Below are 17,485 nucleotides of genomic sequence, written 5' to 3'. Positions count from 1 at the left end.
TTATCCTACTAAACTACATACATTTTTTATTGATTGGCAAGCTTATTTTCTGCTGCTTGCACTGTATTGAATAGTAACATTGTAATTGTCATTGGTCCTACGCCACCTGGTACGGGTGTAATATGGGACGCAATGCCGTTTACATCGGTAAAGTTTACGTCGCCGCAAAGCTTGTTGTTTTCGTCGCGGTTAATACCGACATCGATTACAACTGCCCCTTCTTTAACATGCTCCTTCGTAATGAAGTTTGCACGACCGACTGCTGCAATTAAAATATCCGCTTGTTTTGTGAATGAAGGTAAATCCGGTGTTTTTGAATGCGTATACGTCACAGTTGCATCTTTTTGTAAAAGAAGTTGTCCCATTGGTTTGCCAACGATATGACTACGACCGACGATTACCGCATGTTTACCTGCAATTTCAATTCCTGAATATTCAAGAAGCTTCATAACTCCAAACGGCGTACATGGTAAAAAAGTTTCTTGGCCAAGCATCATTTTCCCAACACTTACTGGCGAGAAGCCATCAACGTCTTTTTCAACAGCGATGGTAGCAATAACTGTGTCCTCATCAATATGTTTTGGGAGTGGTAATTGTACTAAAATCCCGTGAATGTCTTCACGCTTATTTAATACTTCAATTTGTTCTAGTAGAGCCTCTTGTGTTGTTTCCTCTGGTAGTTTCACAAGCTCAGAAAACATACCAATTTCTTCACAAGATTTTTGTTTATTTTTCACGTATGTAGCTGAAGCTTGGTTGTCACCTACTAGCACTACTGCTAGACCTGGCGTCAACCCTTTTTCTTTTAAGCTAGCAACGCGATCTGCTACTGAAATTCGAATTTCTTGACCAATTTCTTTACCATTAATAATTGCACTCGACATAAACTTTAGTTACTCCTTCCAATTTTCAACTCTCAAATACACCTCGGCATTATGTAAAACTGTCACTTCGCTTTCGCACAAAAAACATTTATAACATATGCCAGAGGATTAACTTTAATCAGCATGCTGCTTAAAGGGATTATTGTTCTGTAAATTTAGAAAGTACGCCATTAACAAATTTAGACGATTTTTCGTCGCCAAATGTTTTGCATAACTCGATTGCTTCGTTAAGTACTACTCGATTTGGTGTTTCTTGCATGTATAAAAGTTCGTATACAGCTAGACGTAAAACAGTTCTCTCAATTTTGGGTAGACGGGCAAGTGACCACTTTTCTAATTGTTGCTCTAGTGCCGCATCGATTTCCTCTAAATGTTCAGCTGTTCCGTTTACAATCTTTTCGTAAAAAGCATTTGTTGGTTGGCCTTTAATGTGCCCCATTGCTTCTTCGACTGTTAGATCCGTATTGTCTAGCTGAAACAAAACTTGCAACGCTTTTTCGCGTGCTTCATGTCGTTTCATGTAAAGCTCTCCTTCATAAGTGGCATTAAGAATTATAATAGCATAAATTCATGCAAGAAACATGGTTTAGCGCAAGTTTTCAATAATCTGAAACCTTTTCAAAGCAACTTTACGCATGTTTTTCTCAGCTGAAATTAAAAAGCCTACCATTATTTTTAAAAATCTCATGAATGGTATACTAAAAAATATCAAAATCTATCATTTTGAAGTGACATGTACAAATATTTTTCAATTTACTCACAATGAGTAAACCCACAAACATTTATTACCATTATCGAATTTAATTGAAATTGCCCTTCCCATAAGTCGGAGATGACATTTGAATAAAGTACATATTTATTTTAGAATGCTTATTGGGCGAGTGTAGCGGTTCATCTGACGCCCCGCGAAATGCACCCAGCCGGAACGGGAATCAACTCAAAATTTAGGTAACGAACCATTAAATTAGATTTTTTTAGTTATCACTTTGCAGGAGGCTTTTGGATGAAAGATAACTACTATACAATCGGCGAAGTTTCGAAATTAGCTAACTTGTCTGTGCAAACGCTTCGCTACTACGATCAAATTAATTTATTCAAACCGGCTTATACAGATACTTCGAGTAGTTATCGCTATTACAAAGACGAACAGCTATTTTATTTAGATATTATAAAATCATTAAAGTATATTGGCATCTCCCTTGAAGACATTAAAAAGGCACTTCATCTAACACCAGAGGAGCTCCTCGTTTTTTTAGAACAACAAGAACAACGTATCGAAGAAAAAATTACTCGTTTGAATGAAGTGAAGTTCACACTATTAAAAACTAAAAAGCAAACACAGGAGCAAATTGATATCCCCGTATTTGGTGAAGTGTACTTGCGAAGTGAAGAAGAAATGCCGATTCTACAGGTGCAAACAACGGAGCTTACTCCTACCCACTTACCAAACGCATACTATAGTACACTTACGAAAATATTAGAAAATGAAGGTAGCGTGCTCAATAGTCGCTATGGTTGCATTTATCAACTTGCAGACTACAAACATGTAGATGAAATCATGTACGATGCAGTATTCACTCCCCTTTTAACTGTACGTACTTTCTCAAAATTATCGGCGGACGTTCAACAAACAATAGTACCAGCTGGAACATATTTTTGTATTGCGTTCATTTATAATCCCGAAACGTATTTTTCTTATTATGAAGCATTAAAGAATTATGTAGAATCCCATCAGTACCTTGTAGAAAATAAAGTGTTTGAGCTTTATATGCCCGCCACATTGGCCACCTCCCAGGAAAAAGAATTTATCGTCGAGTTGAAAATAAAGAAAAAATAACCAATCTATTAACTTAAAACAATTCCCTTGACTCTATAGTTACTATAGGGTTTATTTTAAAGTGTATGTTCAAAAAAACGCTATTGCGATATTCTATATTGAAATGAAGGAGAACACCATGACAAAAACACAAAAAGTCACCTTAAGTATTTTACTCACAAATTTATTCATCGCCTTTTTAGGTATCGGACTTGTTATTCCAGTTTTACCAACTTTAATGAATGAACTAGGCATTACCGGCACCGTCGTCGGCTATATGGTCGCAGCATTTGCCATTACACAATTGATCGTGTCACCAATATCCGGACGCATGGTAGACCGTTTCGGTCGGAAAATAATGATAGTCTCAGGTCTATTTATTTTTGGGCTATCTGAATTTTTATTTGGTTTAGGTAAAACAGTCGAAGTCTTATTCATATCACGGATGCTTGGCGGTGTTAGTGCTGCCTTTATTATGCCAGCTGTTACAGCATTTATTGCGGATATTACGACAATGGCACAGCGTCCAAAAGCACTTGGATTTATGAGTGCAGCCATCAGTACTGGCTTTATCGTCGGACCAGGAATCGGCGGCTTTTTAGCGGAAGTGGGTACACGTGTGCCGTTCTTCGTAGCCGGTATACTTGGTGCATTTGCTGCTGTTCTATCTCTTATTCTATTAAAAGAGCCAGCACGTGCTGTAGATGATACAGATACAGCTCCCTCAATACTTGGAAGCTTTAAACGTATTTTCAGTCCACTATATTTAGTCGCTTTTGTTTTAATCTTCGTATTATCTTTTGGCCTTGCTGCTTTTGAATCACTGTTTAGCCTATTCGTCGATCATAAATTCGGCTTCACACCAACGGATATTGCAATTATTATTACGGGTAGTGGTATTGTCGGGGCAATCGCGCAGCTCGTACTGTTTAATTGGCTCACACAAAAAATGGGTGAGATTAAGCTCATTCGTTATTCCTTGGCGTTGTCAGCTATTATGACATTTGCGATGACAATTGTGGGTAGTTATGCGGCGATTTTATTTGTTACATTCTTCATCTTTGTAGGCTTCGATTTAATCCGACCAGCCATCACTTCCTATTTATCCAAAATCGCCGGAAATGAACAAGGCTTTGTTGGCGGCATGAACTCAATGTTCACAAGTCTTGGGAATGTATTTGGACCGATTATCGGGGGCATTTTATTCGATATTAACTTAAATTATCCGTACTATTTTGCAACAATTGTATTAGTAATAGGCGTTGGCCTCGCCCTATTTTGGAAAAAGCCAAAGCATATTCAGCTATAACTATCAAAAAAAAACCGTTTACGACATACGTCATAAACGGTTTTTTCTTATTCTTGAACAGCCACTTCTTCTTTTTCGAAGTGAATACCAGTAATATGGACATTTACTTCTGCTGTTTCAAGTGCAGTCATATTTAAAATCGCTTGGCGAATTTGTGATTGTACGTCTTTTGCAACTTTCGGAATGCCGAAACCATATTTCACTGAACAATAGACATCAATTGAAATTTCCCCAGTTTCTGTTACACCTGATTTAATACCTTTATTGTGTACTTTTTTACCAAAACGTTCCACAACTCCAGTTGCAATATTACCACGTGTTGCAGCGATTCCTTCTACTTCATTTACTGCAATACCCGCTACAATTTCGATTACTTCTGCAGCGACTTCAATTTTTCCTAATTCTTCTTTTCCAGACGGCGTTGGTTGTACAAATGATTGTCCTACTTTCTCTGCCATGCAAATCATCCTTTCCCTTACACAATACATAATACAATTGCTGTTATTACGCTTATTATACTATAAAATGGTTCACTTGGCGTGATTAAGGCGTTATAAATTATCTGTAGCGCATTCGACTTGAATAACCACACGAAAAAATTCGATAAATAAGAAAAGCGAAGAAATCGTAAAAGATTCCTCCGCTAATATACTTTGTAACGCTGAATATGTCGTTTTTTTCTAGGAATTTCGCAGATTTGAATGTATTGTTGTTCCTTCAACTAATTTAAAATTCTTATATCTTAAATAATATGAGAACTAACAAATTCTACTACCTTCTTAATACCAAATAATACTCTACTTAACTATTTTCTTCATGCAATTGTTATTTGTTCTCAGGGGAGTGTCATGTGCGTGATTTGCACCATCTCTATTGTAAAATGTTATATTTAATTTTAATGCGCTTTAACTTTTCGCCAATAGGTTTTGCGAGTAAAAGAAGAAAGATTACATTCGACACAGCGTATATAATCGTAAACGGCAAAGCGGTACCAAGAGCTGCTACATAGGCTTCCCATGAAAAAATACCGGAAAATGAAATAACGCCCCATACATCCATCCCAAAGGAAAAGAGCCCACCTGCAAAAACACCAAATAAAATCAGTGCAACTTTTTTCTCCATTACACCTGTTTTACCAAGTACCCCTGCTAGAAATCCAATCATCCCCCACATAAACATTTGAAATGGCGTCCACGGTCCTTGTCCAAAGAAAATATTCGAAACAATTGCTGAGAGTGCGCCTGTTAAAAAGCCTGCCTCTGCGCCTAAATAAATACCTGTAATAATTGTAATAGCCGCCACCGGTTTAAAGCCTGGTACAACTACAAATATCATACGCCCAGCTACGGAAATTGCAGCCATAACAGCAATTATTAAAATTTCACGGGGCTGTGGCTTCCGCCTTTCAAACTTTATGAATAGTGGCACACATGCAAGTAATACAATGACAACTGAAATAAAATAATATTTTCGGTCATTTAAATACACGACACCAGCATATAACACAATTGGTATGATCACGAAAATAACTAATGTTGAAATGATTAGACGGAGACGTTTGTTGTCGCTTTTTTGCATAAAGTGATCACATCCTCACAAGTTATGGCATTTTTGAAAATCCCTCGTGATAAACGGTGTGCTGCCGTTGTATAAAAACTGTTACCGCTATAGAAAGTACGGGGATCTCCTTCTGATACAAGATTCCCATCAAAAAATAGCGCGCAACGACTACTGTATTCTGCTGAAAATTCAATATCGTGAGTGACCATGACAATCGCAACGCCCTGTTTTAGTAAAGCATGTAATATATGCGCAAGTGCTTTTTTGGCATGCGCATCAATTCCTTTTGTCGGCTCATCTAATAATAATATTTTCGGATTCAGTAATAGTAACTTGGCTAATGCTAGTTTTTGCTGTTCGCCACCACTTAAATCATAGGGATGTCGATCCATCAAATGTTGTAAGTCCAATAAAGAAATAATTTCTGCTAATTTTTCAGCTGATGCTTTCATCGCAACCTTTTGCATACTTTCAAGTTCTTTACGTACTTGCTTTTCCACAAACAATGTTTTCGGATCCTGCGGTAATACAGCTAATTGCTCTCTATACAAATCACTATTGCGGTATTTTTTTAACTTCTGACCATTGACAAACACATTACCTCGGTAAGGCTTTTCCAATCCAGATAATATTTTTAGAGCTGTGGATTTCCCTGTCCCATTCCCTCCAATAATAGAGAGCATTTCACCAGCACGTACATGCATTTGAAAACCGTGCAATATATCATCGCTATTTTTTTCATAACGAAAAGCAATATCCTTTGCCTCTAAAACGACGAGGCCCAATTCTACATAATTCTCATCCACGCTGACGCAATTTTGTTCAACAGGCTGTTGTAATAACCATTTTCGCCCTTCTCGGATCGTTAATGGCGCATCTCCTTCTTGGTCACATGCGTTAAAAATACGCATTGCAGTCGGAAGTGCATCATGCATTGCGTGATTTTTGGGGATATCCGTTAATAGTTGCTTTGGATGTCCAGTATAGATAATTTCACTATGATCCATCAGAACTACTTTGTCCGCAAGTGGAAGAACTTCCTCCAAACGATGCTCAATTAAAATAATGGTTAACCCTAACTCTTGGTTTAATTTATGTAACGTCGTGATAAATTCCATTGCTGCAATTGGATCTAATTGAGATGTTGGTTCATCTAGTAGAAGCAATTTTGGTTGCATCGCCATCACAGCTGCCAAATTTAATAATTGCTTCTGCCCACCAGATAGACCAACTGTTTTTTGGCGAAACCAGCTTTGAATACCAAAAAAATTAGCCATTTCTGCGACACGTCTACGTATTGTTAATGTATCTAGTCCCAGATTTTCTAAACCAAATGCAAGCTCATGCCATACTTTATCTGTTACTATCTGATTTTCAGGATTCTGTAGAACATATCCCACCTCTGCAGCAGCGGTTTTCATATCTAAATCCTCTAATCGCTCATTCCGATAAAGAATGTCGCCACTTTTTTTCCCATGAGGGGCAAGTTCACGCTTTAGATGTTTTAGTAGAGTACTTTTCCCACATCCCGACTGCCCTATTAGAACAACAAATTCCCCTTCTTCTATCGTGAGGTTAATATTTTTCAAAGCTGAGTCTATTTCTTCTGGATAATAAAAATTTAAATTGTCGATCTTAAGTAGCGCCATTTAATGTTCTCCTTTATTTCAATTACGATTGGGATAGCTAATAACACAGCATACACACTATAAAACCCTACACTCGTTAGAGACCATTCCATCTCTGAAAATGTGGGATAAAAGTAAAATGTCGTATAGCCTAAAAAGCTACCAGCTACACTAATCCCTGCAAGGAGAGTAATAACTCCCAATAACCATCCATCCCGTTTTTCAAATACAAATAATGAAAATGTAGAGCGCTCTGGCAATCCATACCCTCTAGCCTTCATAGAATCTGCTGTTTCAATCGCATTTTCTAACGCCCATGTGATTAGAATCGATAGTATACGAGTGACACATTTTATACGCTCCCATACACTCCCCGATGTATAATCCATGCCAATTGTTTTTTGTGCTTGTGTGATTATATGGATTTGATGTTTAAAACGTGGGACTAGTCGCATCGTAATCGAAATAGTTAGCGCTAATACTGGTGAGAGCTTACCAAAAAGATATAAAAATTTGTCAGACGTCATCACACCATTATAGCTATTAAACCAAATAATTACAGCTAATATCATAAGGGCCATAGCCATCCCATAACAAATGGCTTCCATCGTTACCGCATTGTCGTTCACGTATAGTATGACAAGCTCGCCATTATGACTAATTAGGGGATTAATAATTGCCATAATGAAAAACAAAGGAATATACATCATCAACTTTTTCCAAAAGCCATGTCGCAGAAGTAAAAAGTTCAACAACACGGCTTCCATAAATGTGAGCACTAAATAAATGGGATGCATAAAAAACATCGCCATACCAATAACCGTCATAAAATAGTAGAAAAGAACAAGCGGATGATACATTTCAAAAGATTTCATCTTTCACTCATCCGATTTTGCCCCAAATCACGACCTAAATCTACCGTGTAATGCCATTCGATGATATCTCCATCTTTTAAAACATATTGATTACTCCCGTAATTAGGGAAATGTCCATTCACCTTATACATCCAACCACTTAACTCTCCTGCACTAAATTCATATAAATGATTAATACCTTCTATATAAACACTGTTGTATATATTTTCGTTAGCACCTTGATATTCCATTTGAATATTATGCTCCTTCACTGCGCGCGAAAGTATGGTCCAAACTGTATCCTTTTCACTTAATAACTCATACTTAATAGTTTTTAAAATAACGCCGTCTTTCGGAACGTATTTTTCATTTTGCAACGTTGGGTCTAGCAGTTCCCAATTTTCTAGTAGCGTTTTTGCAAAGATCGCAATGGTTACATGTTTTTTTTCTTCTACGGGCTTAATCGGCTGTTCTGTATTTGGCTTCGGTGTTGGAGGCTTTGGTGTCACAGTCGTCGTATGATTTGCCTGAGCATCCTCTTTTTCTTTACCTGCATTATTCTCTGCCTTGTTTGCTAATCGGTTCTGCTGTGAACGGTTGTCAGTACTTGGCTGTTTTTCTTTTTCCTCCTCTGATGTACGTTCATCCGAGGGCGTTGTTCCTTCAACACTTTCACTGTTAGGGTCTTCTTGTGCATCGGGCTTTTTATTCTCACTTGTAGTTGTATCATCCTGTTTATTGACACTTTTTTCATATGTCTCCTGCTCCTGATGTTTTTCAACTGTCTCAATCGTGCAAGCTGTTAAAAAACATGTTAGCAATACGAATAACAAAGAGATTAACCATTTCTTTTGCATTAATCGTCACCAGCTTTATCTATTTTTCATTGTATAATTTTGTAGAAATTCACGAAGATTTTGGCAGCATGCGCACGCTTTGTGGGATTACCTGGCTTATACTGGCCATTCTCACCAGACACAATTCCAAAATCATAAAGCATCGAAATTGCCTGCACGCTTTCTACATCATAAGAACTAATGTCACTAAAAGGGGCATTTTGCTGAGGCGTATAAACTTCACCTTTTTGATGTGTGTATGCACGGGATAACATTAAGGCAAGCTGCGCACGTGTTACTTTTGCTGAAGGATTATATTTACCATTACTGCCTTTCACGATACCCGCTTCGTATGCTGCAGCGATTTCCTTTATTGTTGCTGCCGGGTATGAGGATATATCTGTAAATGGCGCACTACTCTTGGCCTCTAATTTTAATGCTCGTACGATTAAAGAAGCCGCTTGCGCTCTTGTTAAATCTACATTTGGCTTAAATGTGCCATCCTGGTAACCATTGAGAAGCTGTAAACTTACAGCCTCGTCAATAAACTCCTTCGCCCAATGTCCTACTGTATCGCTAAAGCTCGATTTTGTATCTCTCATATCATATAACTTTGTCTGACCATTTTTCATACGCAGTAATGCAGCAAGGGTATAATGTGCCTGCTCAGTTGCCATCCCATCTGAAGTAACCTCACTGAGTGCATGCTTAAATCCACCATCTGTCGCAATATAAAAATCTAAAAAACGCGGAAGGACTTTCTTAAACTTAGGATCCTTCGTTGGCTCAATATTTAGACTAGCTAATGCCGTTAACACTTGAGCAGCACTTTCTGAATTGGCTATTCCCAAACTTTCAAAGCTACCTTCTGCTGTTTGTATCTGACCCATTGCCTCTACAGCTCGCTCGATAGCCTGCGCAACATTTTCACGGTGCTTATATGCGGATAATGCTTGTATCGCCATTCCTGTCATATCAGGGTCTGCCTTCTTACCAGATAAGGCAAAACCACCATCTGCTAACTGTTTACTTAAAATATTGTCTATCATTTTTTCTCGACTGTTTGATGCATTTTTCGGTAGGTCATACTGCCATGAATCTAATGCAATTAACGCAAAAATCGGACCATTAACCCCTTGCCATGTCACCTTGTCGAAATCAGCAAGCTTTTCTAGTAAATTATAGCCACCTACATCCCTTGCATCCTTGCCAATTGCCGAAAGTGCCAAAATCACACGTGAATACTCTGTATATTTTCGGTCATGTAAATTGCCTTTTACTGCCTGTACTTCTTTCACCAAATTTTTATAGTACTTCTCAAAATAAGTACTCGGAACTGGGTAGTTTCCTCTAGCAAGACCAACGATAAACCACTCATGGCCGAAAGTTGGATTTGGTATGGTTTCAACTATATATTTTCCTGAATTTTGATAAGCTCCCTCTATTGAAATTGCAGCTTCAGCTGGTTGAGTCACTACAGGTAAAACAATCGATGCTACTAACATAAAAATAATGATCCATGATTTTAATACGCGCAATTCGTCCACTCCTTTATACTGGAAAAAGGGCGTCCTTATGAAGCCATTATTACAGCTTACATCAGGACTAACCCCTTTCTTTATTTGTTTTCGTGAAGTATCTCTAGCTTCATCTATTATTCTAAGTTTTACATCATCTCTGCTATTACTAATGTGCGTTTTACGACTTTCACAAGCTGAGCTCTCGTTAAGTTTCCTCTCGGATCAAAGTTGCCATTTTCTTTACCACTCATAATATCAAGTGATTTCACTAAGGCTACACTTTCTTGGAATTCTTTTGAAATATTGGCTTGGTCTTTATAGTTCGTTGCCCCTGCGTCAGTTGCTTGATGATTTACATAATCTAAAATACGTGTAGCAAACGCAGCAGCTTGCTGACGTGTGATTTTTGCTTCAGGGTTAAAAGTATCTACGCTCGTACCTTTTGTAATACCAGCTTCATATAAAGCTTGAACATAATCGGCATACCATTTCCCTTTTGTGTCCGAGAATTGTGATTCATTTTCTGCCTGTAAACCTAATGCACGAGCAATAATCGCAGCAAATTGACCACGTGTTACTGATTCATTTGGTGCAAATGAGCCATCTTCACGACCTGTTACTACATGACGCTTTGCTAAAAATTCAATTTCATCTTTATTAAAAGCATTATTAATATCATTAAATGATATATTTTTTGTACTCACTATAAATATTCCGTTCGTTTTCGTTTGGAATACGATCTGTCCGTCTATGATTCTATGCGGAACAGCTTGATACTTACCATCTACTAATTGTAGTAAAACTGTATCTTTTGCAATATCGCCAGCTGAAATTGTTACTTTTACATAGTCTTTGTATGCTTTAATTGCTTCAGTTTTACCGTCTGAAGTTTGAACAACTATCTTAACATCGATCGTTGTTTGACCATTCACTTCTTCTTGCTTTGCAGATATTACTAAATTATAGTCGTCGCCTTCTATAGCTAATTTCACTGGATCTACCATCGCTTTAGGGACTTCGATTCTAACGTTCTTCCCATCTGTTACGACTAATTTTTTTGTTGTCTGATTTTGTAATTGCGCCTTAACACTAGCTGCTGAGATTGTTGCTTTCGTTTCACCGTCTTTTGTTTCGCCAATAACGACAACATCCTTGCCATCATTTTCAACTGAAACATTAGGTTCTTCGTCTGGTGTTTCACCTGGTTTCTCTTCAGGTTTCTCTTCAGGTTTCTCTTCAGGTTTCTCTTCAGGTTTCTCTTCAGGTTTCTCTTCCGGTTTTGGTTTGTTTGAATTATCTTCTTCAACACCACCACCGACATCTTCACCTAAATCGCTAGTATATAGCCATTCAATATTGTCGCCCGCTTTAACATCAAAATTATCAGCACTTATATTAGGGAATACACCGTTTACGCGATACATCCACCCACTTAATGGACCACGGTCAAATTCATTTACTCCACCAATACCAACAACATACACGCCATAACCTGTCTTACGTGTATTCAGTTGAATACCGTATTGTGTCGTTGCACGTTGCAACACATCAAATACTGTTTCATTTTCTTTCACTTCTATTTGTGTTGTGGATAACGGCACTTCTGAAGAAGAAATAGTAATTGACAGGTTTACATCTTTATATGCTTCCACCGGTGGTTTAATATCATCTTCAGGGTTCGTTGGTGGTGTTGTACCTCCATTCCCTCCATCAGGATTCGTTGGCGGTATCGTGCCTCCACCCGAGTTACCCAAGTCATCTTCAAATTCCACATCCCTCATGTCATATAAAGATGTCTTTCCTTCTTTGAAACGCTTGTAAGCTACCAAGCCATATGTTGCTTGTTCTGTCGCCATAGGATTTATTCGATTACTTTGTTTGAAAGCACCGACTTCATGATCATAAAAATTCATCATTGCTGGAATAATCCCAGCTCCATTGTTTTTTAGAAACTCTTTATCGGCATCTATCCCCAATGCCGATAAAGCCACCAACACCTGTGCCGGACTTTGTACGTTTTCGCGCCCCCAAGAGTCATAACCGCCATTTTCCTTTTGAAGCTCTTTTAATTTAGCTAACGCTTGCACTATCGCCTTATTTGCATCAGCTTGCCCTTTATAAGGAATAAGTGCTTGTATAGCCATCGCTGTAACATCTGGATCTGGTGTTCCCACCGATAAAGCAAAGCCGCCACCAGGAATTTCTTTTTTCACAATATAATCTACTAATTTTTCACGTGTAGTAATATTCGTCACATTACCAACTTGTGGAATTTCATATCGGTATGTATCAAGTGCAATTAAGGCAAATATTGCTCCGTTCACACCTTGAGCAATAACTTTGTCGTAATCTGCCATCTTCTCTAATAAGTTATAACCACCAACATTTCGCGGATCTTTTCCAATTGCTGTTAAAGCAATAATAAGGCGTGAATACTCAGTATAGCTTCCTACTAACGTTCCATTATTCTTTTGAAGCTGATCCAATACATCGTTGTAATATGTATCAAAATAACTCTTTGGTATAGAATTATTATCACGAGACAAAGCCAACATTGTCCATTCTCTAAAGAATCCAGGGGTAGGGTATTGATCGATTAAGTATTGGCTAGCCTTTCCAATCACAACTTCAATCTCCGACATGATATTTTGGGAAGGGGCACTTGTCACCACAACTGTGACAGGCACTAGGCTAATAATATTACTCTCATTCGTATTTGTTGAGTCTTGACTATACTTTTCAGCAGAAATCTTATGTTCACCAATCGTCTCAAATTCAATTGATGCTTGACCATTTTCATCTGTTTTAAAAGAACTTGCTTGATCATCAATTAGAATTATTGCATCTACTACAGGCTCTTGGGAGTCCTTTTCATTTATAGTTACTTCAAGTTTCTCACCAAGTGTAATAACCTGATTAGGAACCGTTATTTCCGTAGCTATAGGTTCGTTCACTGGAATAACTGCATCTACCGCAGGTGGAGTTATCTCTTCCGTCAGCTCTGCTTCATTTACTACTACTGTTTTTTCATATTCTATTTCTGTTGTTGTCGTACCTTCTTGTTGCCCTTCCGCTTTTACAGCAGCTGGTGCTAATAACGACAATGTCAGAATGAAAATAGTCACTATTTGTAGCCATCTCTTCATTAAGTTCATTGTTTTCCTCCGATATTGTTAATGTGAACGTTGATGCTTCTGAAAGCATAAAAAAACTATTTTTCATAAAGAAAAATAGCGGTAAACAGCTTAAGGCATAGATAAAAAAATATACGCTCGTCCATTTGCCGTATATTCTTCTAGCCTCCGAAAAGATTTTATACGATCAGAAAAGGTAGGTCTCCTGGCTCATGCATCACTTTACTCTAAGAACCTTCCCATCTACTAGAAGCATTTTTCTTCATTCGACAGTGGCTAAATCTTATTTCATCTGCATTTACAGTTGCGGAAACAGCTTCGGTTTTTCACCGAATTCCCTATTAAGCTGACTAGTCAGCACCTTCATCCTACAATCATTATTCACTTAATATACAGTCTACCATATTATCAGAAAATTACAATAGACGTCAAAAGAACCCTAAAAAAACTACACATATATGACAGAATCCTTCATAAATAAAAAGGGAAGTCAGATTACAAAATAGAAAAAAGGCTATAATTCAGCTTCTCTTCCCCCCTCTTGGAATTCAACATATTCCCTTTTGCACAATCGAAGAATGACTTTCCCAACATCCTTAAGTAATTCTCCGTATATCATTTCCTCCTATATTTCGGAATGAATACTATGTAATACTTACAATTTCATCTTGTGTGATAAGCTGTTGTCACTCGATATGAGTAAAGATTCCCCTTATTTACTTTATGTGTGCCGATACCCATTACCCGTTATAACAAAAGAAGACCTTTGTTTACAACTCTATAAGTAATATTTGCCCACGTGCAGTGTACGTCATTTTCAAAAGAAATAATAAAAAAAGCGAAGAAATCGTAATAGATTCCTTCGCTAATATACATATTAATTATTTAGTTACACCTAATACGTCGTTTTCTTCTAGGAATTTCGTGTTGAATTTCGCAGATTTGAATACGTCGTTATTCATAAGTGCTTCGTGGAAAGGAATTGTTGTATGAATACCAGGTCCAGACACTTCAAATTCACTAAGCGCACGATTCATTTTCGCAATGGCTTCCTCGCGCGTATCCGCATGAACGATTAGTTTTGCTACCATTGAATCGTAGTATGGAGGGATTGTATAACCTGCATAAACAGCAGAATCAATACGTACACCGTAACCACCTGGTGTGATATACGTATCTACAGTACCTGCTGATGGCATAAAGTTTTTGTATGCGTTTTCAGCATTAATACGGCATTCAATTGCCCAACCACTTAATTTAATATCATCTTGTGTGAATGGAAGTTTCGCACCAGATGCTATTTTTAATTGTTGTTGTACAAGATCGACACCAGAAATCATTTCTGTTACAGGATGCTCTACTTGGATACGAGTATTCATCTCCATGAAGTAGAACTTGTCCTGTTGGTAATCATAGATGAACTCGATTGTACCAGCACCTTCATAGTTGCATGCTTCTGCTGCTTTCACAGCAGCTGCACCCATTTCAGCACGACGTTCAGGAGATAGTGCAGGAGATGGAGCCTCCTCTACTAATTTCTGCATACGACGTTGAACTGTACAGTCACGTTCGCCTAAATGTACAACATTACCATGTCCATCCGCTAGAACTTGGATTTCGCAGTGACGGAAGTACTCGATGAATTTTTCTAAATATACGCCAGGGTTACCGAATGCTGCAGCAGCCTCTTTTTGCGTAATTTCAATACCTTTAATAAGGTCTTCTTCTGTACGTGCTACACGAATACCTTTACCGCCACCACCAGCAGTTGCTTTGATGATAACTGGGTAACCGATTTTTGCAGCCCATTCACGGCCAGTTTCGATATCTGGTACGATACCAGTACCCGGAACTAGAGGAACGCCCGCTGCTTCCATAGTTGTACGCGCAACGTCTTTAATCCCCATGATTTTAATAGAATCAGATGAAGGACCGATGAACTTAATGCCCGCATTTTCACATGCTTCAGCGAAATCTGCATTTTCAGATACAAAACCGTAACCGGGGTGGATTCCGTCTGCACCTGTTTTTTGCGCTACGCTAAGTAATGCTGGGAAACTAAGGTAAGAATCTTTTGATAATTTAGGACCGATACAATATGCTTCGTCTGCTAATTTTACGTGTAATGCTTCTGCGTCTGCTTCAGAGTATACGGCAACAGATTTGATGCCTAACTCTTTACAAGCACGAATGATACGAACAGCGATTTCGCCGCGATTTGCAATTAAAACTTTTTTCATAAATGTATGCACTCCTTACTCAGCTTTTACAAGGAATAATGGTTGACCGTATTCTACTAACTCGCCGTCTTTTACAAGAACTTCAACGATTTCGCCTTTGACTTCTGCTTCGATTTCATTGAATAGTTTCATAGCTTCTACGATACATACGATTGTTTCATCGCCAACTTTTGCACCTATTTGTACGTAAGCTGGTGTTTCAGGGTTTGACGCTGCATAGAAAGTACCAACCATTGGAGATACGATTTTATGTAACGATGGGTCGTCGTTAGCTGGTGTTGCTGCTGCCGCTGGTTCTTCAGCTTTCACTGGTGCTGCTGCAGGTGCTACTTGTTGTACAACAGGTGCTGCTACATCTTTTTTAGGTGCCACTGCTTCAGTCACAACTACACCGTTCTTTTTCAATTTAACTTTTGCGCCTTCAACTTCATATACGAACTCATCAATTGAAGAAGAATCTACTAATTTAATAATTTCACGAATTTCTTGAATTTTGAACATGTCTAACTCTCCTTATTAAATAAAATCTACTACAGGTACTATTCTATCTGCTTTCTTGATAATTTGAAATAGTTAAATGAAAATTAAGTAAATACAAACAAAATAAAAGGCTTTCTTATACTAAACGAAAGCCTTTTCATTATACTGATATATAACAATAAATAGAAAACAAACAGAATATTCCTTTTTTTCTCTATATTTTAAAAATTGTTTGCCTTAAATTCTACTTGCACTTTGTTAGCGCCTTCCATCTCTGTTTTTACTAGATAAACAATTTCTTCAACCTTGGCAGCTGATAACTCTTCTGCCATTACAGTTACAGTTACTTTTTCTCCCTCTGCTCGAACAAAGGCATCTGAATAGCCTAGTGATTTCACAAGCATTTCTAACATAGCTTCTGCTGATTCTAGTTTAATAAGGTTATCAATATCATCGTAAGCTTTACTTTTTTCTTCAGCTGTGAATTCCTCCGAACCTATTTTTTCTGTCCATTGCTCACGCAGCTGGCTTCTCTCGTCACTAACTGTCATACGCATCTCTTCAAATAAGTGACTTGGTGATGAAACTTCTTGTGTCAAACTTTCTTTCGTACCATCCGTATCGGTTACACCCGTGATCGCTGTTTCTTGTAATGTATCATCACTAAATATAGTTAAACCATTAAATTGTTTTGCCGGATCAACTAAGTAATATACTGAAATAACAGCTACTAAACTCAATAATGTCATAAACCAAACCGTTCTTCTGCGTACGCGCATCAATCTTCCCCCTTATTTTTCCATTGGAACAATAATAATTCGATGAATTGGCATTTGCATCACTTGACTGACGACAGCGCGAATTTCATTTTTCACAAAAATATCAGCAGCACCCTCTGAGACAATGAGCATGCCAGTAACATCTTTCGCGCCTTGGTCAGTACCTCTAAAATATTGACTGAATAGGTTATTTTCATCTATGTCAGCCGTCATCTGTCCATAATAAAAATAAACTTTAACCTCCCCGACACCTTGCATAGCCTTTAGCGTCTGTTCAAGCTTTTCCTCATTTGTATAGGTTGCTTTTTTGTCGGTTGAATTCGTTTGACTGCTTGGAAGCATAATGAAAAGTCCTACGGAGGCGACAATCAACACTATGACCATTAATGGTATTGTTTTTTTGCGTGTCTTTTCCACATCACTTGTACATTGCCTCCCTTCATCA

Annotated in this window: 15 protein-coding genes and 1 riboswitch; of the genes, 2 read left to right on the top strand and 13 right to left on the bottom strand. The window is 37.9% G+C overall.

Annotated elements, in window-relative coordinates:
- Positions 1–26: 26 nt before the first annotated feature.
- Together folD and nusB are read right to left on the bottom strand one after the other, a co-directional pair.
- Positions 27–884, bottom strand: coding sequence for a bifunctional methylenetetrahydrofolate dehydrogenase/methenyltetrahydrofolate cyclohydrolase FolD (gene folD / locus AEA09_RS05755; protein WP_053582924.1), 858 nt, complete (start codon positions 882–884; stop codon positions 27–29).
- Positions 885–1,023: 139 nt separating this feature from the next.
- The gene (nusB, locus tag AEA09_RS05750; protein ID WP_053582923.1) at positions 1,024–1,404 is read right to left on the bottom strand and encodes a transcription antitermination factor NusB; all 381 of its coding nucleotides are present in this window, start codon (positions 1,402–1,404) and stop codon (positions 1,024–1,026) included.
- Positions 1,405–1,887: 483 nt separating this feature from the next.
- Between nusB and AEA09_RS05745 the strand changes: the two genes are divergently transcribed.
- Both AEA09_RS05745 and AEA09_RS05740 read left to right on the top strand, forming a co-directional pair.
- Positions 1,888–2,721, top strand: coding sequence for a MerR family transcriptional regulator (locus AEA09_RS05745; protein ID WP_053582922.1), 834 nt, complete (start codon positions 1,888–1,890; stop codon positions 2,719–2,721).
- Positions 2,722–2,839: 118 nt separating this feature from the next.
- Positions 2,840–4,009 (top strand): MFS transporter, encoded by a 1,170-nt coding sequence (locus AEA09_RS05740; protein ID WP_053582921.1) that lies wholly within the window; start codon positions 2,840–2,842, stop codon positions 4,007–4,009.
- Positions 4,010–4,056: 47 nt separating this feature from the next.
- Here the strand turns inward: AEA09_RS05740 and AEA09_RS05735 are convergent, their stop codons facing one another.
- From AEA09_RS05735 to AEA09_RS05685, 11 genes are all read right to left on the bottom strand, one after another.
- Positions 4,057–4,467 (bottom strand): Asp23/Gls24 family envelope stress response protein, encoded by a 411-nt coding sequence (locus AEA09_RS05735; protein WP_053582920.1) that lies wholly within the window; start codon positions 4,465–4,467, stop codon positions 4,057–4,059.
- 412 nt (positions 4,468–4,879) lie between these two features.
- Entirely contained in the window at positions 4,880–5,587 is a 708-nt protein-coding gene (locus AEA09_RS05730) for an ECF transporter S component (protein WP_053582919.1), read from the bottom strand.
- Positions 5,554–7,218, bottom strand: coding sequence for an ABC transporter ATP-binding protein (locus tag AEA09_RS05725; protein WP_053582918.1), 1,665 nt, complete (start codon positions 7,216–7,218; stop codon positions 5,554–5,556). Before AEA09_RS05725 ends, AEA09_RS05730 begins: the two co-directional genes overlap by 34 nt.
- On the bottom strand, positions 7,191–8,072 hold the full coding sequence (locus AEA09_RS05720) for an energy-coupling factor transporter transmembrane component T (protein ID WP_053582917.1): 882 nt from the start codon (positions 8,070–8,072) through the stop codon (positions 7,191–7,193). Before AEA09_RS05720 ends, AEA09_RS05725 begins: the two co-directional genes overlap by 28 nt.
- On the bottom strand, positions 8,069–8,908 hold the full coding sequence (locus AEA09_RS05715; protein ID WP_053582916.1) for a DUF4430 domain-containing protein: 840 nt from the start codon (positions 8,906–8,908) through the stop codon (positions 8,069–8,071). The genes AEA09_RS05720 and AEA09_RS05715 overlap by 4 nt, the downstream gene beginning before the upstream one ends.
- 26 nt (positions 8,909–8,934) lie before the next feature.
- Positions 8,935–10,425, bottom strand: coding sequence for an S-layer homology domain-containing protein (locus tag AEA09_RS05710; RefSeq protein WP_053582915.1), 1,491 nt, complete (start codon positions 10,423–10,425; stop codon positions 8,935–8,937).
- A gap of 128 nt (positions 10,426–10,553) precedes the next feature.
- Positions 10,554–13,562 (bottom strand): S-layer homology domain-containing protein, encoded by a 3,009-nt coding sequence (locus AEA09_RS05705; RefSeq protein ID WP_053582914.1) that lies wholly within the window; start codon positions 13,560–13,562, stop codon positions 10,554–10,556.
- A gap of 157 nt (positions 13,563–13,719) precedes the next feature.
- A riboswitch (cobalamin riboswitch) is annotated at positions 13,720–13,921 on the bottom strand.
- Between the two features lie 501 nt (positions 13,922–14,422).
- A complete protein-coding gene (accC, locus tag AEA09_RS05700; protein WP_053582913.1) occupies positions 14,423–15,781 on the bottom strand; it encodes an acetyl-CoA carboxylase biotin carboxylase subunit in 1,359 nt (452 codons plus the stop codon).
- 15 nt (positions 15,782–15,796) lie between these two features.
- Positions 15,797–16,282 carry an acetyl-CoA carboxylase biotin carboxyl carrier protein gene (gene accB / locus AEA09_RS05695; protein ID WP_053582912.1) on the bottom strand — a complete coding sequence of 162 codons (486 nt, stop codon included), beginning with the start codon at positions 16,280–16,282 and terminating at the stop codon, positions 15,797–15,799.
- Positions 16,283–16,482: 200 nt separating this feature from the next.
- Entirely contained in the window at positions 16,483–17,040 is a 558-nt protein-coding gene (locus AEA09_RS05690; RefSeq protein ID WP_053582911.1) for a SpoIIIAH-like family protein, read from the bottom strand.
- Between the two features lie 12 nt (positions 17,041–17,052).
- A complete protein-coding gene (locus AEA09_RS05685) occupies positions 17,053–17,382 on the bottom strand; it encodes a hypothetical protein (protein WP_245622788.1) in 330 nt (109 codons plus the stop codon).
- Positions 17,383–17,485: the final 103 nt, after the last annotated feature.

The organism is Lysinibacillus contaminans (assembly GCF_001278945.1).
GTDB lineage: Bacteria > Bacillota > Bacilli > Bacillales_A > Planococcaceae > Lysinibacillus > Lysinibacillus contaminans.
This window is presented reverse-complemented; position numbering and strand designations above follow the sequence as displayed.